Origin of the sequence: Pseudomonas endophytica (genome assembly GCF_001411475.1) — a bacterium.
GTDB lineage: Bacteria > Pseudomonadota > Gammaproteobacteria > Pseudomonadales > Pseudomonadaceae > Aquipseudomonas > Aquipseudomonas endophytica.
Map to the genome: position 1 here is coordinate 17086 of NZ_LLWH01000209.1, position 18341 is coordinate 35426.

The following is an 18341-nucleotide window of genomic DNA, read 5'->3' on the forward strand; positions in this document are numbered from 1 at the left end:
GGTGTCGGTTCGGCTTAGAGCTGGAGTAATCGGGACAGGGCGATTTTGTTGATTTCTGCCAACGCGCATTTGAACTCGGCATCTGCCGGGTTGTGGATGCGGGTTTCGAACGCGGCGAGGATCTGGTGCCGGTCGCTGCCTTTTACCGCCATGATGAAGGGAAACTTGAACTTGGCTGTGTAAGCTTCGTTCAGCTCGGTGAAGCGTTGGAACTCTTCTGGCGAGCATTGGTGAATACCGGCACCTGCTTGTTCATTGCTGCTGGCTTCGGTCAGTTGGCCTTGGATGGCAGCTTTGCCAGCCAAGTCCGGGTGAGCGTTGATCACTGCCAATTGTTGGCTGTGATCGGCGCTCAATAAAAGGTCACTCATGCGTTGATGCAGGGTTTCGACGTGGTCAACGCTGGCATCCAGGCCGAGGTCATACGCCTTCTCAGCGACCCAAGGCGAGTGTTCATAAATGTCGGCAAAGGCCGCCACAAACGCTTCACGGCTCAGGGCTGATGGCTTGAGAGTCTTAAAGTCAGTCATTGGGCTGCCTCGGCATTAAAAGGGTGAGTGGCTTGCCAGTGTCGGGCGATGTCCACGCGACGGGCGAACCAGACCTGTTCGTGACCCTTGACGTATTCAATAAAGCGCTTGAGGGCAGCGAGACGCGCAGGGCGGCCAATGAGGCGGCAATGCAGGCCGATTGATAGCATTTTCGGCGACTCTGCGCCTTCGGCGTACAGCACATCGAATGCGTCCTTGAGGTACTGGTAAAACTGCTCGCCCGTGTTAAAGCCCTGCGCTTGGGTGAAGCGCATGTCATTGGTGTCCAGTGTGTAAGGGATCACCAGGTGTGGCTTGGGGGTTGGGTTGTTCGGTTCCCAGTAAGGCAGGTCGTCGTCATAGGTGTCGCAGTCATACAAAAAGCCGCCTTCTTCCATCACCAGTCGCCGGGTATTGGGGCCGGTGCGCCCGGTGTACCAGCCTAGCGGGCGCTCGCCGCTGATTTCAGTGAGGATGCGGATGGCTTCGAGCATGTGCTCGCGCTCAAGCGCTTCATCCATGTACTGGTAGTCGATCCAGCGGTAGCCGTGGCTGCAAATCTCGTGCCCGGCGGCAACCATGTGCTTGATCACGTCGGGATGACGCTGCGCGGCCATGGCGACTGCAAACACCGTAAGGGGAATGTCGAATTCCTTGAGCAGCTTTAGCACGCGCCACACGCCTGCACGGCTACCGTATTCGTACAAGGACTCCATGCACATGTTGCGTGCGCCTTGCAGCGGTTGCGCAGAAACCATTTCCGAGAGGAAGGCTTCTGATTCTTTATCACCGTGCAGAACGTTACGCTCGCCGCCTTCTTCGTAATTGAGCACAAAAGACAGGGCGATGCGGGCGTTGTTAGGCCAGTGCGGATGAGGAGGGTTGGGACCGTAACCAATCAGGTCGCGTGGGTAGTCAGCGCTCACTACAGTCTTCCTTATTGTGGGTGTTGGCAGTCGACTGCGCAGACTTGGCGTCACTGCTGTGGTCTGATTGTATACAACTTAATTGTGTATTTGTAACCCTATATTTGTGCATTTTTACCATGCTTTGTGCTGTCTGGGTACTTGCAAAAAACCTGCCTGATTAGTCAGCTTTTGAATATGAGGTGTCCAAATGCCGCGGTCTACGGTGCAGATACCGTGTCGGGCCTAGGCTAGACACGCTGAGAAAAAACGCCGATTTAATTGTGTACAATTTTTTTAAAAAGTGTCTTAATCCTGTCTTCGCTGTGTCCTTAAGCGGTTTCAAAAAAGGCCAGTGACCGAATTTATTCATCGAGTCGGGGGAGGTCGCAGAATCAATGGGACGTTTGACTACGCACGTTTTAGATGCCGCACACGGCTGTCCTGGCAGCTCGATCAAGGTCGAGTTGTACCGGGTTGAAGGGAATCAACTGACGTTGGTGGCCAGCAGCCAGACCAACAGTGACGGGCGTTGCGACACCCCGCTGCTTGAGGGTGATGACTATTGTTCTGGGGTTTACCAGTTGCAGTTTGCGGCGGGTGATTACTACCGCGCTCGGGGTGTGACGTTGCCCGAGCCGGCATTTTTGGATGTAGTGGTTCTGCGTTTCGGGATCAGCGCCGAGCAGGATCATTACCATGTTCCTTTGCTGATCTCGCCGTACAGTTACTCGACGTATCGTGGGAGTTAGGGGTTAGAACTGCGCATCGTGGTGGATGTTTTGCCCGCTTACACTGCGGGCTTTTTTTTGCCTGGGTGTTGGAGCGAGCGTGCTCGCGATCTTTTGATCGTTTAAAAAAGATCGCGAGCACGCTCGCTCCTAAAGTGCAGGGGGGTCAGCGGCTTAGCAAAGACGCGGTACCCGCCACGCCAAACAGGCCCGCGCTGATGCGGTTGAACCAGCTCTGGCCTTTGCCGCTGCGTAGGTAGTTTGCGGCGCCGTGGGCACCCAGCCCATAAGCCAGCTTGCACAGCAGGTCGAGTACGGTCCACGTGGCGATCATCACCAGCAGTTGCCCGAGAAAAGGTTGATCGGGGTTTAAAAACTGCGGCAAGAATGCGGCGAAGAACAAAATGTCTTTCGGGTTGCTGGCGCCGAGTACGAACGCGCGACCAAAGAGCGCACTAAAGCGCGGTTTTGGTGCAGCTTCGGGTACTTTGGCCACGGTTGCCGGCTGGCGCGATTGCTTCCAGCTTTGCCAAGCGAGATAGAACAAATACAGCGCGCCGACAATTTTAAGGGCGCTGAACAATTGCTCTGATGCCAGCAGCAATGCCCCCAGGCCCAGTGCCGAGGCGCTTAGCAGGCAAATCGAGGCGATCACGCCGCCTAAAAATGCAGGGTACGAACGGCGTAAGCCGTAATTCAGGCTATTACTGATCATCAGCAACGACAGCGGCCCCGGGATTAGGATTACTACTAATGCCGCGCTGCTGAACAACAGCCAAGTGTCGAGACTCATCACTTCCTCCATGTATACACGTTGCCCGATACAGTGCCGGGGACCTGCTGATTTATGCGGTTGTATACAAATAATGCAAGTATTGTTTTCATTTTTAGCGTGTTTGCCCTAGGGCTTCATTAATCGTGAGCCAGCCGTTGACGGCTTCTTCGCCTGCTTGAGCGAACACCCGCTGTAGCAGTTTGACTTGCTCATTGCGCAGGCTGGCCTCAAAGCGAGCGCCGTCTGAGGTTAGCTCCAACAGCCGCTTACGTTTGTCAGCCTCCGGCGCCACGCTGCGCACTAGGTCCATTTCGATCAATTGGCGCAGCGGCGTGTTAAGTGCTTGCTTGGTCACGCCCAGCAAACTCAATAACTCTGTGATGCTGACGCCTGGATGGTGGGCGATGAAAAATACAATGCGCTGATGCACCCGGCTCAGGCCGCGCCGCGCCAGCATTTCGTCGGCCTTGGCGGTAAAGGCTTGGTAGCCGTAGAAGAATGCTTGCATGGCGGCACGCTGGGAAATTGGGTTTTTAAGGTCAAGCATATTGACGTATCCAGTCTGCGCGGAGTAATTTCGGTCAACCAGTTTGACTTATTTCCATTTAATTCTGCTAGCGGTGATCTGAATGGCCTTTTCCGAACGTGCGTCCCGCCTTAAAAGTTCTTTGATTCGTGAAATTCTGGCCGCAGCTCAGCGCCCAGAAGTGATGTCATTTGCTGGGGGGCTGCCGGCAGAATCTATGTTGCCAAAGGTTGACTGGACTGACATGCCTGTTTCGCTCGGCCAATACGGCATGAGCGAAGGCGAGCCCGCCCTGCGCGAAGTGCTGGCCGCAGAAGCCCGCGCACTGGGGATAAAATGCGATGCGAGCCAAGTATTAGTACTGAGCGGTTCGCAGCAGGCGCTTGATCTGGCCGCCAAACTGTACATCGACAAAGGCACTGAAATCATGCTCGAAGCGCCGACGTATCTGGCGGCGCTGCAAATCTTCCAACTGTTCGGCGCCGAGTGCCTGACGCTCCCGCTGCAAGCTGATGGGCCGGATCTGGCCGCGCTGCGGACTCAGTTGGAGACTCATCGGCCAGCTTTTATGTACCTGATTCCGACCTTCCAAAACCCATCTGCCGTGCGTTACAGCGAAGCCAAACGTGATGCGGTCGCCGCGTTGCTGGATGAGTTCGGTGTAACCCTGATTGAAGACGAGCCCTACCGCGAACTGAGCTTCGACGGCGGCAGTGCGACGCCGATTGTCAGCCGTCTGCAAAAGGCCAGTTGGATCTACACCGGCACCGTGTCGAAAACGCTGCTGCCGGGGTTGCGAGTTGGCTTTCTGATTGCGAGCCCAGATTTATTCCCGCATCTGCTGCGGCTTAAGCAGTCTGCGGATCTGCACACCAACCGTATGGGGCAATGGCAGGCGTTGCAGTGGATTGGTACTGAAAAAATGTCCAACCATCTTGCTCAGCTGCGTGATTTCTATCGCGTGCGCCGTGATGACTTTCAGGAGGCGTTGGAGCAGCATTTCGCCGACCTTGCCGACTGGCAAGTGCCCCAAGGCGGGCTGTTCTTTTGGCTGACCCTTAAGCAGCCACTGGATACCCGGACTTTACTCCAACCCGCGCTGGCGCAAGACGTAGCGTTTATGCCAGGCGAGCCATTTTTCGCCAACCCGGATCAAAACATCGGTAGTCTGCGTCTGAATTTCAGTCACGTTAATCCGGAACGTTTGCACGAAGGTCTTAGGCGTCTGGCGGGTGTTATCCGTCAAGCACAAGCCGCACAGGCGGCTTAGAGCGTTGTGATGAATGTTTGCCGACCGAGCCGCGTTAGCGCACCCAAGCGAGTAGGATCTGCCGCAGGCTTCGATCTTTTGATCTAAATATCAACAGATCGCAGCCTGCGGCAGCTCCTACAGGCCTTTAAACGTTGGCGAATCGCTGATTCAAGTAATCAATGATCACTTTGGAGTCGTACATCCAAGTGGTCTTGCCGTCTTCTTCGATCCGCAGGCAAGGGACTTTTATTTTGCCGCCTTGCTCCAGCAAGGTGTTGCGATCTTGCGCGTTATTTTTAGCATCACGCAAGGTCACCGGTACGTTCAGGCGGCGCAGGTTGCGACGGGTTTTGACACAGAACGGGCAGGCATGAAACTGGTACAGCGTCAGGCTTTTGGCCGCTTGGTCAACCTGTGCCTGGGCAGCCGCTGGGCGCTGTTTTTTGCTAGGGCGGGTAATGAAATCGCCAGCAATAACCAATTGCCCTAAACCGATGCGAAGCGCTTTGATAAACACAGTAAAAGCCTCATGGGCAAGTCAATAAAGGTCGAAGCTTAGCCGAAAAAGGCTGGCGAAAAAAAACCGGCGATGAACGCCGGCTCTTTTGCGTTTGCATCATTTGATCAAGCTGAGAAATTCGCTACGAGTGGCCGCATTTTCGCGGAACTCACCCAGCATCACCGACGTGATCATGGACGAGTTTTGCTTCTCAACCCCGCGCATCATCATGCACATGTGCTTGGCTTCAATCACCACCGCAACGCCCAAGGCGCCAGTGACTTGCATTACTGCGTCGGCGATCTGGCGGCTCAGGTTTTCCTGAATTTGCAGGCGTCGAGCGTACATATCAACGATGCGCGCAACCTTCGATAAGCCCAGCACCTTACCGCTCGGAATGTAAGCCACGTGAGCTTTGCCAATGAATGGCAGCAAGTGGTGCTCGCACAACGAGTACAGCTCGATGTCCTTGACCAACACCATTTCGCTGTTGTCAGAGCTGAACAAGGCACCGTTGGTGACTTCTTCAAGCGTCTGCTCATAACCGCGGCAAAGGTACTGCATGGCTTTGGCGGCACGCTTTGGGGTGTCCAACAGACCTTCACGGGACACGTCTTCGCCAAGCTGACCGAGGATGGCGGTGTAATTTTGTTCCAGGGACATTAATCTACCTGTCGGATTTTTCGCAAAGAGCAAGGGTACGGGGGCTGACTCGGCGCTGCAAGTGTGGTGATACGCGGCTACTCGTCGCGGCCTTCCATCATGGTGCGTTTAAGCATGACGTAAACCGCTCCGGCGCCGCCATGCTTGGCTTGGCAAGAGCAGAAACCCAAGACTTTAGTGTGTTGGCGCAACCACGTGTTGACGTGGCTTTTAATCATCGGTTTTTTGCCGTCTAGGCGGACCGCTTTGCCGTGTGTGACTCGAACGCAGCGCACTTCAAGGCGAGTGGCTTCGCTGAGGAACTCCCACAGCGTTTCGCGGGCTTTTTCGACAGTCATGCCGTGTAAGTCCAGGCTGCCTTCAAAGCTGATCTGCCCGAGTTTGAGCTTACGCATCTGGCTTTCTTGCACGCCATCGCGCGCCCAATGCAGTTGATCTTCTGGGCCAACGTCAATCACAAATTGGTCTGACAAGCCGTCAATGATCGTCGTGTGAGTGCGCACGATAGCGTTTTGGCGCAGTTTGGCCAGTTGGGCGCGGTCAGTTTTGGGTTTGCCTGTGTCGGCGCGATCATGTTTGATCGGTTTGACGCCACGTATCTCGTTTTTGAACAGGGAAAAGTCGTCGTCTTGCATGTCAGCCTCCGCGAAGGGCGCACAGTTTACCCAAGTCGACGACAATCGGTGTGGCGATGTCTCTTAGTCGCGCTTTTTCATTAGGTGTGGGGCCATGTTCAAACCAGACGGTTGGCGCAGGCGGCGACGGTTGCGGCGCCATAGCGCTATGCCTAACCAACTGACCAACAGCCCTGCGACCAGCACTAGCACTGCTGCGGTGGGGTTGGCATTCAGATCGCCTAAAGCCGCCGGGTGGCCGATCAAGCTGCTGGCGCCGGTCAGCAGAATCACTACGCCAGCCAGTGTCAGCAAGATGGCCAGTGTCAGCGCCAGTCGTGCTCGCCAGTTTCGGTTTTCTTTAGGGCGTAAGCGTCGTGCATCAAAACCATCGGAGATCTTCATTCCGATCTTTCCTTATAGGGTGTCGGCCCTTCAGACAGGAACATGGGCAGGTTGTTCCTGAGCTGCTCTGAAAACAGAGTTAAGCAGGCCTTCAGCAAGGCTGCAGATAGGCGGTAGAGGTCTGCCGCCTATCAGTCAATGACAGGCTCAGATCAGGTTTTTGGTCACGGTCAGGGTGGCGAAGTTGTCATTCATGATTGCCATTTCAGTTCTTTGCACATCTGCCGCGCTGATGATGCCGGTGGCGGTGGGCAGGTCGCGCGTGGCGCAGGCATCCTCAACCAATGTGCAGCGCAAGCCATAGTCTTTGGCTGCGCGCACGGTGGTGCTGACGCTGGAGTGGCTCATGAAGCCGCAGACGATTAAGTCCAAGGAGCCGAGTTTTTCCAGTGTGCTTTGCAGGCCGGTATCGTTGAAGGCGTTTGGCATACGCTTCTCGATGATCACTTCATCACCGATGGGCTCAAGCCCCGGGATGAATTCGCCACGCTCGCCTTGTGGGTCGAACATGCCGCCTACAGTGCCTAGGTGGCGAACATGGACTACCGGGCGCTTGGCCTTGCGGGCGGCCTCCAGCAAAAGGGCGATGTTAGCGGTAGCGGACTTCATTCCGGTCAAGGCCAGCGGGCCCTCCAAGTATTCTTTTTGCGCATCAATGATCAGCAGGCTCGCATTGCTCAGATTAGCTGCGGCATAACCACGCCCAGTGAGTTGAAACATCGTCTTTAAAGCGGACATTCGGGGGCTCCTTTGTGTGGGGCTTTTGCGACATTCTCCACTGGCGGAGCGTTTATGTGAATGGGCAGTCGTGTAAGCCACGCCGTTGTTGGCCTGTAGCGATGTCAAGAAGGATTGGTAGGGCGTATAGGCATCCGAAATGTAACGATTTTAAGTTTTTTACAGCGTATTCGATCGGTCAGAAATAGGGGCGCTTGCAGTGCCGTCGGGCACAACTTTGGCCGTGCCGGAGTTTGACTGTTAGAATCGCCGGTCGATTTTGAGGAGTAAGTCCGTTGATCACTTCCCGACTGCGCACACTGCGCGACCATATTCGCTGGGCCGTTAGCCATTTTCATGGGGAAGATCTGTTCTTCGGTCATGGTACCGACAACGCTTGGGACGAAGCGCGTCAACTGGTGTTGGGTGCGTTGAATCTGCCGTGGGAGATTGCTGACAGCTACCTCGATTGCCGTCTTGAAGACGACGAACTGGTTAACCTGCAGCATTTGCTTAAACGCCGCATTGAAGAGCGCGTGCCAACGGCTTACCTGCTAGGTGAAGCGTGGTTCTGCGGTATGTCGTTTATTGTCGATGAGCGTGTGCTAATTCCACGCTCCCCAATCGGCGAGTTGATCGAAAAACGTTTTGAACCGTGGCTGGGCACAGAGCCTGCGCGCATTCTCGACCTTTGCACCGGCTCGGGTTGCATTGGTATTGCCTGCGCTGATGAGTTTCAACATGCCGAGGTTGTACTGGCTGACCTGTCGTTTGAAGCACTTGAAGTGGCCAATCAAAACATTGAGCGCCACGGCGTGGATGAGCGCGTGTACACGGTTCAGGGTGATGGTTTCGAAGGTTTGCCGGGCCAGCGTTTTGACTTGATCGTGTCGAACCCGCCGTATGTGGATGCTGAAGACTTCGCCGACATGCCCGCTGAATATCAGCACGAGCCTGAACTGGGGCTGGCATGTGGTGATGACGGTTTGAACCTGGTTCGTCGGATGCTGGCAGAAGCCGCTGATCATTTGACCGAAAAAGGATTGTTGATTGTTGAAGTCGGTAACAGCCAAGTGCATGTTGAAGCGCTGTACCCGGAAGTGGATTTTGCTTGGCTCGACTTTGAACGCGGCGGTCACGGGGTGTTTATGTTGACGGCTGAGCAATGCCGTGAGCATCAAGCCCTGTTCGCGGCTCGAATCTAAACGCTCAAGCCCGGCAGGCCGCTCTCTGTGTGCCTGCCTTCAGCGATGTGTGGCAATCCAGATGAGTAGTCCTGCCTGAAACACCGCAAATGCCACCAGACACGCGATGGTGAAGCGCAAGCCTGTGTCTTCACGCTGGTACTTGCTGATTCTTTCGTCCTTGCCACGCAGCTTCAGCTCTTGTTCCTGCAAGTTTTGCTCGGCTTGCTGGAGCATCTGAGCAGCGTCGAGGATCTCGACGAACTGAATTTTTTCGTTGTTCCACGTGGTGTATAGATCAGCGGCTTGACCCGCTTCAATTCGCGCCTTGAGCAAGAGGGCGTCTTCGTAGACCACATCAAACCCTTGCGTGCGCAAGCAATGATCACGGCGCAGGCGCATGTCTTCTTGAAGGGCGTACTTGGCTGGCAGATCAAGGCTTTCAAAGCAATAAGTCGGCCATTTTTTTTGCACCCATTGCGCACCCTGTGCGATGAGAAAGCCGCCGATGCCTCGGTTTAAGGGCTCCGTCAGCAAACCTCGTTCTGGGCTGATGCTCACGCGTTGAATGCTGTGATCGAGCCAGATATCGAGTTGGTTTTGCTCTTTGCGCAGGTGTTGCCCAGGCACTGAAACGCTCAGTCGCAGCAAGCTTAGCGCCTTGCTGTGACGTTCTGCATAGCCAAACTGAACGAACCGCAATGGCCGCGCTCCGGTGCTGCGATCTATGGGCAGCGGCGCCAAGCGCAGCATTTTGAAATGCTCGGGCTGCACGTCAGCCCAAGGCCGGGAGGCAGTCTCTGGCGTTGCCGACTCGGATGAGTCGGCGGAGTGTGATGGGGTGTCGCTCATAGCGGCAAAATCCTGTGCAAGCCCGATATGTCGGCTCAATGTAGACGGCCGACAATGACTTATCGGCCGTTATGCGCAGGACTGGAGGGTTTGCTTGCATTCACTTTTGCGATAAAGCGCACAATCCGATCACCGACTTCACCTGCTAAGCGCTGATTAGGGTCGTTGTAGGACATGATTTGGCGCTTCATGTCCATCGGCACAATCCGCATCACGTGGTTCATGCCGTGGACCAGTGTCAGGGAGGCGTCAGGCTTGGCGGCTTTAAGCAGGCGCGCGTCTTTGACATCGACCTGAATGTCGTGAGTGCCCTGAATAATCATCGCTGGCATCTTCAATGCAGCAAAGGCTTTTGCCGGGTTGTAATGCAGCAAGCTGATTAGGTAAGGCTGCACGCTAGGGCGGAAAATCGCTTCGAGATCGGGCGGTACGTTATTGTCGGTGTGTCCGGCTTCGAGGCTGCTGATCAGCTCGAGGCTGCGTTTGAGCAGAGCGGGTGGCAAATTGTTGCGCTGTAATTGCTCACGTAGCAACTGGCCGACTGGCCGCCCCGAGCCTGCAATTGAGATCACGCCAGCGGCGTCCATACGCGGGGCGGCCAAGGCCGCAATGAGTGCGCCTTCGCTATGCCCCAAGACAAATACTTTGCTAAAGCGCGGGTCGGCCTTGAGCTTATCGCCCCATGCCACAGCGTCAGTCACGTATTGGTCCAGGCTCAATTGCCGCTCATCTGGCCCGGCAGGTTGGCTTTGCGCAATGCCGCGTTTGTCAAAACGCACGCTGGCAATGTTGTTTTGCGCTAGGCGCCAGGCGAGTTTTTTTAGGCTGTCGTTGCGTCCGCCGATAGGGTTGTTGCCATCTCGGTCGGTAGGCCCGGATCCGGCAATGAGCAAAACCACCGGCACTGGCTTGTCACTTTTTGGCAATACCAGTGAGCCATACAGTGTCCCGGAGCCAGTATCGAGCTCAATGGGGCGCAACAATACGTTGGACTGGATTGCCGCAAAGGCTTGAGTGCCGAACAAGGTTAGAACCAAAAAGAGTATTCGCAGCATCGTCACGCCATCATTGTTTAAAGTGCCGGTTGCACAAACCCGGATGAGTAAGGTTGGAGGATGAACTACTGAGGCAGCCTGCGTATACTGGCGCGCTTAGTTATCCAAGCCTGGTTTATAGGCTGATTTTCACGGAGCGCCCTGAATGTCCGGCAATACCTTCGGCAAGCTGTTCACTGTTACCACCGCTGGCGAAAGCCATGGCCCGGCGTTGGTCGCTATTGTAGATGGCTGTCCATCCGGGCTTGAGCTGTCTCTGGAAGACCTGCAACGTGACCTGGATCGCCGCAAACCGGGCACTAGCCGTCACACTACACAGCGTCAAGAAGCCGACGAAGTCGAGATTCTCTCCGGTGTGTTTGAAGGCCGTACCACAGGCTGTGCCATTGGTTTACTGATCCGCAATACCGACCAGAAGTCCAAGGACTACTCGGCCATTAAAGATCTGTTCCGTCCGGCTCACGCCGATTACACCTACCACCATAAATACGGTGAGCGCGATTATCGCGGAGGCGGACGCAGTTCTGCACGTGAAACTGCCATGCGGGTTGCAGCTGGGGCGATTGCGAAAAAGTATCTGGCCACCCAAGGCATTGTGATTCGCGGCTACATGAGCCAGTTGGGTCCGATTGAAATCCCTTTCAAAACCTGGGACTCGGTCGAAGAAAACGCCTTTTTCAGCCCTGATCCCGACAAAGTGCCTGAACTTGAGGCTTACATGGATCAACTGCGCCGTGATCAGGATTCGGTCGGGGCCAAAATCACTGTGGTCGCCGAGGGTGTGATTCCAGGGTTGGGCGAGCCTATTTTCGACCGTCTGGATGCCGAGCTGGCCCACGCACTGATGAGCATCAACGCGGTCAAGGGCATCGAGATTGGTGCCGGTTTTGCCAGCGTTGCTCAACGCGGCACCGAACACCGAGACGAACTGACCCCGCAAGGCTTCCTCAGCAATAACGCGGGCGGCATTTTAGGGGGGATTTCGTCAGGTCAGCCGATTGTGGCGCACTTAGCGCTCAAGCCAACCTCGAGCATTACCACGCCGGGCCGTTCGATTGATAAAGACGGCAACCCGGTTGACGTGATCACCAAAGGGCGCCATGACCCGTGTGTCGGCATTCGAGCAACACCGATTGCCGAGGCCATGATGGCTATTGTGTTAATGGACCATCTGCTGCGTCATCGCGGGCAAAATGCCGAGGTGCGTGTCAGTACGCCTGTACTGGGCCAGTTGTGAGACTGCGATCGTTAAGCGCTATGGTCTGACGACGATGGCGCCTCTTCCTTACTGGCGGTTGTCAGGGTTTTACCTTTTTTACTTCGCTTTACTGGGAGCTACAGCGCCTTTTCTGGCGCTGTATTTCCATCACCTTGGGTTTTCCAGTGCGCGGATTGGCGAGTTGGTCGCTATTCCGATGCTGATGCGTTGTGTGGCGCCCAATTTGTGGGGATGGCTTGGCGATTACACCGGCAAGCGCCTGCTGATCGTAAGGCTGGGTGCGCTTTGCACCTTGCTGGGGTTCAGTCTGATCTTTATCAGTAAGAGCTACGCGTGGTTGGCGTTGGTGATGGCGTTACATGCGTTTTTTTGGCATGCCGTACTGCCTCAGTTTGAAGTCATTACGTTCGCCCACTTGCGCGAGCAACCTGAACGTTACAGTCAGGTGCGTTTGTGGGGGTCGGTTGGTTTCATTCTGACAGTGATTATTTTAGGCCGTTTATTTGAGTGGTTGAGCCTAGATATTTACCCCGTCGCGCTGGTCGTGGTCATGGCTGGCATTGTGTTATGCAGTTTGTGGGTGCCCAATGCCCAGCCCTCGAGTCAGGGCCGAAAAGCCATAGAGGGCGGCTTTTTAAAGCAGTTACTCAGCCCAGGGGTGCCGGCTTTTTACATCACCGTTGCGCTGATGCAAATGAGCCATGGTCCGTATTACACCTTTATCACCCTGCACCTTGAAGATTTAGGGTATAGCCGAGGGGTGATTGGTTTGTTGTGGGCGTTGGGGGTGGTGGCTGAAGTGTTGATGTTTTTGGCCATGCGCCGCATTTTGCTGAGGTTTTCCCTACGCCGTGTGCTGATGGCCAGCTTTGTCTTGGCGGCCTTGCGCTGGCTGTTACTGGGTTCGTTTGCTGAGTATCTATGGGTGTTGCTGTTGGCACAGCTGATGCACGCGGCGACCTTCGGCAGTTTTCATGCGTCTGCCATGAGTTTCGTCCAACGCAGCTTTGGCCCTGGCCAACAAGGGCAGGGGCAAGCGTTGTATGCCACCTTGGCGGGTGTGGGCGGCGCGGCCGGAGCCTTATATGCCGGTTACAGTTGGAACACTCTGGGCCCTACTATCACCTTTAGTATGGCGAGCCTCGCAGCGCTGGCTGCAGCCGTTATCATCGCTACTCGATTGCAAGAGGACAGGGCATGAGCCTTACCCGTCAACACTTAAGCCTGGAAATCATTGAAGCCGGGCGTTTTTTATATGGTCGCGGCTGGTCGCCAGCCACCAGCAGCAACTATTCGGCGCGCTTGTCGGCCACCGAAGCCTTGCTGACGGTTTCTGGCAAGCACAAAGGCCAACTGGGTCTTGATGACGTGCTGAGCACGGATTTGTCCGGCAACAGCCTAGAACCCGGCAAAAAGCCTTCTGCGGAAACCTTGTTGCACACCCAGCTTTACAGCTGGCGCCCGGAGATCGGTGCGGTGCTGCACACGCACTCAGTGAATGCCACGGTGTTGTCGCGTTTGACGCCGGGTGACAGGCTGGAATTCGAAGACTACGAGCTTCAAAAAGCCTTTAGTGGCATTTCGACTCATGAGTCGAAGGTGTTAGTGCCGATTTTTGATAACGATCAAGACATCAAGCGTTTGGCCGCTAAGGTTCAGCCTTGGTTGGATGCGCACCCTGATTGCGTGGGGTATTTGATCCGCGGGCATGGCCTCTACACGTGGGGTGCGCGAATGAGCGATGCTTTGCGTCAGATTGAAGCTTTCGAGTTTTTGTTTGAATGCGAACTGAAAACCCGTGCCGTACTCAACCGTTAACGCTGACTTCACCTCGAAGAAGCTCACCGCCTGATTTGAACGGTCTGCCTGAACGGCCTAAAAAAGCCGAAAGTGCATGCCGAAGCTGAGGAACTACATCTATGAGCAGCCTTTCCGTTTACCACGTTTCGAGCCCTGACTTGCCCAACAAGGTGTTGACGCATGTGGATGACATTGCCTCTACGCTGGCAGAGCAGGGCGTGCGTTTTGAGCGCTGGCAGGCGGCTGCGCCGATTCAGCCGGGCGCCAGTCAAGATGAGGTGATCAGTGCGTATCGCACTCAAATTGATCAGCTGATGACCGAGCAAGGCTATGTCACTGTCGACGTGATCAGCCTGAACAGCGACCATCCACAAAAAGCTGAACTTCGCGCCAAGTTTCTTGACGAGCACCGTCACGGCGAAGATGAAGTGCGTTTCTTCGTCGCTGGGCGCGGGCTATTTACCCTGCACATTGGCGATTATGTGTATGCGGTGCTGTGTGAAAAAAACGACCTGATCTCAGTGCCAGCGGGCACGCCTCACTGGTTCGACATGGGTGAACACCCGCATTTTGTGGCCATTCGGTTATTCAATAACCCCGAAGGCTGGGTAGCTAATTTTACCGGCGAAGACATCGCCAGCCGCTTCCCGCGCCTCGAAGATTAAGGAATCTGTATGCCGATCAAAGCCATCCTCACTGACATTGAAGGCACCACCAGCGCTGTTAGTTTTGTGTTTGACGTGTTGTTTCCCTATGCCGCTCAGCATCTCCCTGAATTCGTCCGTGATCACGCTGAGGAACCGGAGGTGGCGCTGCAACTGGGGGCAGTACGTCTGGACAGTGGTGAACCTGAGGCAGACGTTGAGCGGGTGATCGAGATTCTTCAGCAGTGGATTGCCGAAGATCGCAAAGCCACGCCACTCAAAGCCTTGCAAGGCATGATCTGGAAGCAGGGGTACGAGACGGGGGAGCTCAAGGGGCATGTTTACCCGGATGCAGTGGCGGCGCTAAACGCTTGGCACGAGCAGGGCTATGAGTTGTACGTGTATTCGTCAGGTTCGATTCAGGCGCAGCAGTTGATTTTTGGCTGCTCTGAAGCGGGCGATTTGACTGACTTGTTCAGTGGCTATTTCGACACCACTTCTGGGCCTAAGCGTGAAGCCCAATCGTATCGACACATCACAGAAGCCATTGGTTGCCCGGCAGGCAAAATCCTGTTTCTTTCTGACATTGTCGAGGAGTTGGATGCAGCGCAAGAAGCCGGTATGCAAACCTGCGGCTTAGCGCGAGAAGGCGGGGAGAAGCTAGGTGATCATCTGACGGTAAGCAGCTTTGCCGAGATCGATATTTAATCTTTGAATGTGTAAGAGCTAGTTCGCGATCTTTTGATGTTTAAAAGATCGCGAGCAAACTCGCTCCTACACTGCAAAATTAGCGCGTGTGATAGGTCGGCAGGGCGAAGCGGTGTTGGCTTTGTAGCAGCGAAATCGTTGGCAGTTCACTGGCCGTGCCAGCAAGGTCGCGTCGAATCGCGCTAATAACCCAGGTCAACTGTTCTGCCGTATGCAACTGAGCGTACGAAATCACACGTTGAGTCTGTTTACCATCGCTGTCACACAACGTGAGCAGCACACCGCCGTCCGGGCGAGGTTTCACGTTGACCGAATAGTTGGAGAACAGTGACGCGAATTTTTCTTGGATCAGGCTCATGTGATTCAGCTCCAGTAGCTCATCAGTGCTTGCATGGAGTAGAAGTTGCAGCGTTTGTGCCAGTATTAGATGTTTAAAAAGTCATTTAAAATCAACCAGTTACAAACTAAGCATATTTAGGATTTCGTGCATTTTGCATGAATGGCCATCATGCATCCTGCATTTTGCCCATTCGCACAGCTTTGTTTTTTGCATGGCGGTCTTGTCCTGATTGATTGTCTCTATCCCCCTATTACGCAAAAAAGGGATGACACCGTGAGTGGCTCTCACGACACTGTGTTTTTTCGTAATCCACGTGGAGCCTCAAATGTCAGATAACCAGCCAGTCGATCAACCACGGCAGATGACCCCCGAGGAAGCGGCAGACTTTGCTGAGCAGGTGTTCAATAAAGCCCGCGAAGGCGACGCCGCAATGCTGGCCGCTCTGTTGAGCAAAGGGTTGCCGCCTAATCTGCGAAATAGCAAGGACGACACCTTGCTGATGTTGGCCAGTTATCACGGTCATGTTGACGCTGTGAAGGTACTGCTTGAGCACAAGGCCGATCCTGAAATTCGTAATGCCAATGGTCAGAGCCCAATTGCCGGTGCTGCCTTCAAGGGCAATTTGGAGATGGTAAAAACGCTGGTTGAGGGTGGGGCGCAAGTTGAGGGGGCTTCGTTTGATGGCCGTACTGCCTTGATGATGGCGGCGATGTTCAATCGTGTCGAAATCATCGAGTACCTGATCAGTAAAGGGGCCGACCCTAAAGCCAAAGATGCTAACGGAATCACGGCACTTGATGCAGCCAGGACCATGGGCGCAACCGACAGTATCGAGCTGCTGAATAAGCTATTGGACTGATGAGCGCCCTTGAGGCGCGCAATTGATATATCCTGCGCGCCCTCAATTTTCCTTGTGATAGGCCTCGCCCATGAAAAACACACTTGTAGAACTCATCAGCAAAATTAGCTCTGGGTGCATGGGTGATGAGGAAATCCACACTATCGCTGATGAAGCGGCTCAAGCCTACGCTGATCAAGACGCCTTTCTTGCGGCAAATCCTGACATCAATTACGACGATAGCTTTCCTATTCCATTAGGCGAGTGGGTTGTAATCGGTAGCTTGCCAGAAACCGTTCTGTTTCAGGCCGATACCTATGTCGACCTGTTTAGCCAAATTGTTGCTTCGTTCGGCCCCAGCGTTACCTTCAACATCAAGCCCAAGCAATTGGCTAAAACCGAAGCATTGACCGCGCTCAATCGCATTCAGATTCAGATGAGCAGCATGAACCCTGAAAACGGTGGCTATGTGCTGATGAACCTTAGCCAGCCGTTGGATGATGAGTTGCAAATGGTGCTGGTGTATGGCCGTGACGTGCCGCGGGTGCTGGAGTTGTGTGCCGAAGTTGGCATCAACGCAGCGCCTTCGCTGGAAGCGCTGAAGGTCGCAGTTCACGTTTGAAGGGTATAAACCTGCAATAAGCCACGGAACCCTCGCAACGCCCGACTATCCTATGAGAACACGCACTCACTCTGGAGCAACATCATGGGTTCGACGTTTAATGGTCTGATAGGTCTGATTATTCTGGCGCTGGATATTTGGGCCATTATCAATGTGCTCAAAAGTAATACCGGAACCGGGATGAAAATTATCTGGGTGTTGTTGATTATCTTCTTGCCAGTATTGGGCTTGATCATTTGGGCTATTGCCGGGCCGCGGGGCAATGTACGCGTCTAAGTAGACTATTAGCGGGGGTGACAGTTGTATTTGTCGCCCCCGTTGAGTTTGTCTGCGTCAAGGTTCGACCTGTCATGCTCCTCGAAGTAGAATGCGCGCCTTTGTTGGGCAGTTGCAAACGTCTGTTGCGAGAGTGACAAGCGATTTGGCTGTCGACCTTGGGCGGGTGACCGTCCGTTGCCATCTGCATTCAAAGGAACTTCCCATGACTGAAGTACTGAACACCGACTATCTCGAAACGCTCTATGAAGGTTATGGCCAGCGTTTTCGCATGGACAAACTGCTGCACGAAGTTCGCACTGATCACCAACGTTTGGTGATTTTCGAAAACCCGGTGATGGGCCGGGTGATGGCGCTGGATGGCGTGATTCAAACCACAGAAGCGGACGAGTTCATCTACCACGAGATGCTGACCCATGTGCCGATTTTGGCTCACGGCACAGTCAAGCGTGTGTTGATCATTGGCGGCGGTGACGGCGGTATGGTGCGCGAAGTGACCAAACATGCCGGTATCGAACATATCACCATGGTCGAGATCGACGGCACAGTGGTCGATATGTGCAAAGAGTTCCTACCGAATCACTCCAATGGTGCTTACGACGATCCGCGGCTGACGCTGGTGATTGATGACGGCATGCGCTTCGTGGCAACCACTGAAGAAAAGTTTGACGTGATTATTTCCGACTCCACCGACCCGATTGGGCCCGGTGAAGTTTTGTTTTCTGAAAACTTCTATCAAGCCTGCCACCGTTGCCTAAATGAAGGCGGTGTATTGGTGACACAAAACGGCACGCCGTTTATGCAGTTGGAAGAAGTTAAAACCACCGCACAGCGCATGCGCGGTTTGTTCGCCGATTGGCACTTCTATCAAGCAGCAGTACCCACCTATATCGGCGGCTCTATGACATTTGCATGGGGCTCGACCAACAGCGACTACCGCAAGTTGCCATTGGAAACCTTACGCCAGCGTTTCGCCGGCAGTGGCATCGTGACCCGTTATTACAATCCAGAAGTACACATTGGCGCGTTTGCTTTGCCGCAATACGTTTTGCAGGCAATTAATAAGTCAAGCAACGTTTAATGGGTTGTTAGGATAAGAAAGGGCCTCGAGGCCCTTTCTTATGTTTCAAATTATGCTCTGCACAAAATTTTCACGTACGGTCTATGACAATTTGCGTGAAAAATG

General features: G+C 54.3%; 24 protein-coding genes. 12 read left to right on the plus strand and 12 right to left on the minus strand.

All coding sequences use genetic code 11. The features are described from left to right. Positions 1-14: 14 nt before the first annotated feature. Together uraD and puuE are read right to left on the minus strand one after the other, a co-directional pair. Positions 15-530, minus strand: coding sequence for a 2-oxo-4-hydroxy-4-carboxy-5-ureidoimidazoline decarboxylase (gene uraD / locus AQS70_RS19380; RefSeq protein WP_055104360.1), 516 nt, complete (start codon positions 528-530; stop codon positions 15-17). Continuing rightward, on the minus strand, positions 527-1456 hold the full coding sequence (puuE, locus tag AQS70_RS19385) for an allantoinase PuuE (protein WP_055104361.1): 930 nt from the start codon (positions 1454-1456) through the stop codon (positions 527-529). Before puuE ends, uraD begins: the two co-directional genes overlap by 4 nt. 377 nt (positions 1457-1833) lie before the next feature. Here puuE and uraH point away from each other — a divergent pair, with 377 nt between their 5' ends. Beyond that, the gene (gene uraH, locus AQS70_RS19390; protein WP_055104362.1) at positions 1834-2187 is read left to right on the plus strand and encodes a hydroxyisourate hydrolase; all 354 of its coding nucleotides are present in this window, start codon (positions 1834-1836) and stop codon (positions 2185-2187) included. A gap of 145 nt (positions 2188-2332) precedes the next feature. Here the strand turns inward: uraH and AQS70_RS19395 are convergent, their stop codons facing one another. Continuing rightward, positions 2333-2959 carry a LysE family translocator gene (locus AQS70_RS19395; RefSeq protein WP_055104363.1) on the minus strand — a complete coding sequence of 209 codons (627 nt, stop codon included), beginning with the start codon at positions 2957-2959 and terminating at the stop codon, positions 2333-2335. Positions 2960-3053: 94 nt separating this feature from the next. Further along, entirely contained in the window at positions 3054-3488 is a 435-nt protein-coding gene (locus AQS70_RS19400) for a MarR family winged helix-turn-helix transcriptional regulator (protein WP_055104364.1), read from the minus strand. 82 nt (positions 3489-3570) lie between these two features. Here AQS70_RS19400 and AQS70_RS19405 point away from each other — a divergent pair, with 82 nt between their 5' ends. Next, on the plus strand, positions 3571-4737 hold the full coding sequence (locus tag AQS70_RS19405) for an aminotransferase-like domain-containing protein (protein ID WP_055104365.1): 1167 nt from the start codon (positions 3571-3573) through the stop codon (positions 4735-4737). A 127-nt stretch (positions 4738-4864) separates the two neighbouring features. Here AQS70_RS19405 and AQS70_RS19410 read toward each other — a convergent pair whose 3' ends face one another. The 5 genes from AQS70_RS19410 to AQS70_RS19430 all read right to left on the minus strand — a co-directional run bounded on the left by AQS70_RS19410 (position 4865) and on the right by AQS70_RS19430 (position 7638). Continuing rightward, positions 4865-5236, minus strand: a complete 372-nt coding sequence (locus AQS70_RS19410; protein WP_055104366.1) for a glutaredoxin family protein — start codon at positions 5234-5236, stop codon at positions 4865-4867. 99 nt (positions 5237-5335) lie between these two features. After that, a complete protein-coding gene (folE, locus tag AQS70_RS19415) occupies positions 5336-5881 on the minus strand; it encodes a GTP cyclohydrolase I FolE (RefSeq protein ID WP_003442011.1) in 546 nt (181 codons plus the stop codon). Positions 5882-5958: 77 nt separating this feature from the next. Beyond that, positions 5959-6516, minus strand: a complete 558-nt coding sequence (locus AQS70_RS19420; RefSeq protein ID WP_055104367.1) for a Smr/MutS family protein — start codon at positions 6514-6516, stop codon at positions 5959-5961. A gap of 63 nt (positions 6517-6579) precedes the next feature. Then, the gene (locus tag AQS70_RS19425) at positions 6580-6900 is read right to left on the minus strand and encodes a hypothetical protein (RefSeq protein ID WP_055104368.1); all 321 of its coding nucleotides are present in this window, start codon (positions 6898-6900) and stop codon (positions 6580-6582) included. A 147-nt stretch (positions 6901-7047) separates the two neighbouring features. Beyond that, positions 7048-7638 (minus strand): cysteine hydrolase family protein, encoded by a 591-nt coding sequence (locus tag AQS70_RS19430; RefSeq protein WP_055104369.1) that lies wholly within the window; start codon positions 7636-7638, stop codon positions 7048-7050. 275 nt (positions 7639-7913) lie between these two features. Between AQS70_RS19430 and prmB the strand changes: the two genes are divergently transcribed. Beyond that, on the plus strand, positions 7914-8822 hold the full coding sequence (prmB, locus tag AQS70_RS19435; RefSeq protein WP_055104370.1) for a 50S ribosomal protein L3 N(5)-glutamine methyltransferase: 909 nt from the start codon (positions 7914-7916) through the stop codon (positions 8820-8822). A 39-nt stretch (positions 8823-8861) separates the two neighbouring features. Here the strand turns inward: prmB and AQS70_RS19440 are convergent, their stop codons facing one another. Both AQS70_RS19440 and AQS70_RS19445 read right to left on the minus strand, forming a co-directional pair. Further along, a complete protein-coding gene (locus AQS70_RS19440; RefSeq protein WP_055104371.1) occupies positions 8862-9653 on the minus strand; it encodes a hypothetical protein in 792 nt (263 codons plus the stop codon). 59 nt (positions 9654-9712) lie between these two features. After that, entirely contained in the window at positions 9713-10708 is a 996-nt protein-coding gene (locus tag AQS70_RS19445; RefSeq protein WP_055104372.1) for an alpha/beta hydrolase, read from the minus strand. Between the two features lie 145 nt (positions 10709-10853). Between AQS70_RS19445 and aroC the strand changes: the two genes are divergently transcribed. From aroC to mtnC, 5 genes are all read left to right on the plus strand, one after another. Next, positions 10854-11945 (plus strand): chorismate synthase, encoded by a 1092-nt coding sequence (aroC, locus tag AQS70_RS19450; protein ID WP_055104373.1) that lies wholly within the window; start codon positions 10854-10856, stop codon positions 11943-11945. Between the two features lie 34 nt (positions 11946-11979). After that, on the plus strand, positions 11980-13128 hold the full coding sequence (locus AQS70_RS19455) for an MFS transporter (protein WP_055104374.1): 1149 nt from the start codon (positions 11980-11982) through the stop codon (positions 13126-13128). Then, positions 13125-13745: a methylthioribulose 1-phosphate dehydratase gene (locus tag AQS70_RS19460; RefSeq protein ID WP_055104375.1), complete on the plus strand. Its 621-nt coding sequence runs from the start codon at positions 13125-13127 to the stop codon at positions 13743-13745. The genes AQS70_RS19455 and AQS70_RS19460 overlap by 4 nt, the downstream gene beginning before the upstream one ends. A gap of 101 nt (positions 13746-13846) precedes the next feature. Next, a complete protein-coding gene (locus AQS70_RS19465) occupies positions 13847-14392 on the plus strand; it encodes a 1,2-dihydroxy-3-keto-5-methylthiopentene dioxygenase (RefSeq protein ID WP_055104376.1) in 546 nt (181 codons plus the stop codon). Positions 14393-14401: 9 nt separating this feature from the next. Further along, entirely contained in the window at positions 14402-15079 is a 678-nt protein-coding gene (gene mtnC / locus AQS70_RS19470) for an acireductone synthase (protein ID WP_055104377.1), read from the plus strand. Positions 15080-15158: 79 nt separating this feature from the next. Here mtnC and AQS70_RS19475 read toward each other — a convergent pair whose 3' ends face one another. Continuing rightward, on the minus strand, positions 15159-15437 hold the full coding sequence (locus AQS70_RS19475; RefSeq protein ID WP_055104378.1) for a DUF3509 domain-containing protein: 279 nt from the start codon (positions 15435-15437) through the stop codon (positions 15159-15161). A gap of 307 nt (positions 15438-15744) precedes the next feature. Between AQS70_RS19475 and AQS70_RS19480 the strand changes: the two genes are divergently transcribed. The 4 genes from AQS70_RS19480 (at position 15745) to speE (ending at position 18236) form a co-directional block, all read left to right on the plus strand. Beyond that, positions 15745-16278 (plus strand): ankyrin repeat domain-containing protein, encoded by a 534-nt coding sequence (locus tag AQS70_RS19480; RefSeq protein WP_055104379.1) that lies wholly within the window; start codon positions 15745-15747, stop codon positions 16276-16278. Between the two features lie 70 nt (positions 16279-16348). Beyond that, positions 16349-16879: a hypothetical protein gene (locus tag AQS70_RS19485; protein WP_055104380.1), complete on the plus strand. Its 531-nt coding sequence runs from the start codon at positions 16349-16351 to the stop codon at positions 16877-16879. 84 nt (positions 16880-16963) lie between these two features. Further along, positions 16964-17155: a PLDc N-terminal domain-containing protein gene (locus AQS70_RS19490; protein WP_055104381.1), complete on the plus strand. Its 192-nt coding sequence runs from the start codon at positions 16964-16966 to the stop codon at positions 17153-17155. A gap of 205 nt (positions 17156-17360) precedes the next feature. Further along, a complete protein-coding gene (gene speE / locus AQS70_RS19495; protein ID WP_055104382.1) occupies positions 17361-18236 on the plus strand; it encodes a polyamine aminopropyltransferase in 876 nt (291 codons plus the stop codon). The last annotated feature ends 105 nt before the right edge of the window (positions 18237-18341 follow it).

Bases quoted from the DNA above. Each gene is read 5' to 3' on its own strand.
- uraD (WP_055104360.1), bottom strand. From the start codon at position 530: ATGACTGACTTTAAGACTCTCAAGCCATCAGCCCTGAGCCGTGAAGCG.
- uraH (WP_055104362.1), top strand. From the start codon at position 1,834: ATGGGACGTTTGACTACGCACGTTTTAGATGCCGCACACGGCTGTCCT.
- AQS70_RS19395 (WP_055104363.1), bottom strand. From the start codon at position 2,959: ATGAGTCTCGACACTTGGCTGTTGTTCAGCAGCGCGGCATTAGTAGTA.
- AQS70_RS19400 (WP_055104364.1), bottom strand. From the start codon at position 3,488: ATGCTTGACCTTAAAAACCCAATTTCCCAGCGTGCCGCCATGCAAGCA.
- AQS70_RS19405 (WP_055104365.1), top strand. From the start codon at position 3,571: ATGGCCTTTTCCGAACGTGCGTCCCGCCTTAAAAGTTCTTTGATTCGT.
- folE (WP_003442011.1), bottom strand. From the start codon at position 5,881: ATGTCCCTGGAACAAAATTACACCGCCATCCTCGGTCAGCTTGGCGAA.
- AQS70_RS19420 (WP_055104367.1), bottom strand. From the start codon at position 6,516: ATGCAAGACGACGACTTTTCCCTGTTCAAAAACGAGATACGTGGCGTC.
- AQS70_RS19425 (WP_055104368.1), bottom strand. From the start codon at position 6,900: ATGAAGATCTCCGATGGTTTTGATGCACGACGCTTACGCCCTAAAGAA.
- AQS70_RS19430 (WP_055104369.1), bottom strand. From the start codon at position 7,638: ATGTCCGCTTTAAAGACGATGTTTCAACTCACTGGGCGTGGTTATGCC.
- AQS70_RS19440 (WP_055104371.1), bottom strand. From the start codon at position 9,653: ATGAGCGACACCCCATCACACTCCGCCGACTCATCCGAGTCGGCAACG.
- AQS70_RS19445 (WP_055104372.1), bottom strand. From the start codon at position 10,708: ATGCTGCGAATACTCTTTTTGGTTCTAACCTTGTTCGGCACTCAAGCC.
- aroC (WP_055104373.1), top strand. From the start codon at position 10,854: ATGTCCGGCAATACCTTCGGCAAGCTGTTCACTGTTACCACCGCTGGC.
- AQS70_RS19455 (WP_055104374.1), top strand. From the start codon at position 11,980: ATGGCGCCTCTTCCTTACTGGCGGTTGTCAGGGTTTTACCTTTTTTAC.
- AQS70_RS19460 (WP_055104375.1), top strand. From the start codon at position 13,125: ATGAGCCTTACCCGTCAACACTTAAGCCTGGAAATCATTGAAGCCGGG.
- AQS70_RS19465 (WP_055104376.1), top strand. From the start codon at position 13,847: ATGAGCAGCCTTTCCGTTTACCACGTTTCGAGCCCTGACTTGCCCAAC.
- mtnC (WP_055104377.1), top strand. From the start codon at position 14,402: ATGCCGATCAAAGCCATCCTCACTGACATTGAAGGCACCACCAGCGCT.
- AQS70_RS19475 (WP_055104378.1), bottom strand. From the start codon at position 15,437: ATGAGCCTGATCCAAGAAAAATTCGCGTCACTGTTCTCCAACTATTCG.
- AQS70_RS19480 (WP_055104379.1), top strand. From the start codon at position 15,745: ATGTCAGATAACCAGCCAGTCGATCAACCACGGCAGATGACCCCCGAG.
- AQS70_RS19485 (WP_055104380.1), top strand. From the start codon at position 16,349: ATGAAAAACACACTTGTAGAACTCATCAGCAAAATTAGCTCTGGGTGC.
- AQS70_RS19490 (WP_055104381.1), top strand. From the start codon at position 16,964: ATGGGTTCGACGTTTAATGGTCTGATAGGTCTGATTATTCTGGCGCTG.
- speE (WP_055104382.1), top strand. From the start codon at position 17,361: ATGACTGAAGTACTGAACACCGACTATCTCGAAACGCTCTATGAAGGT.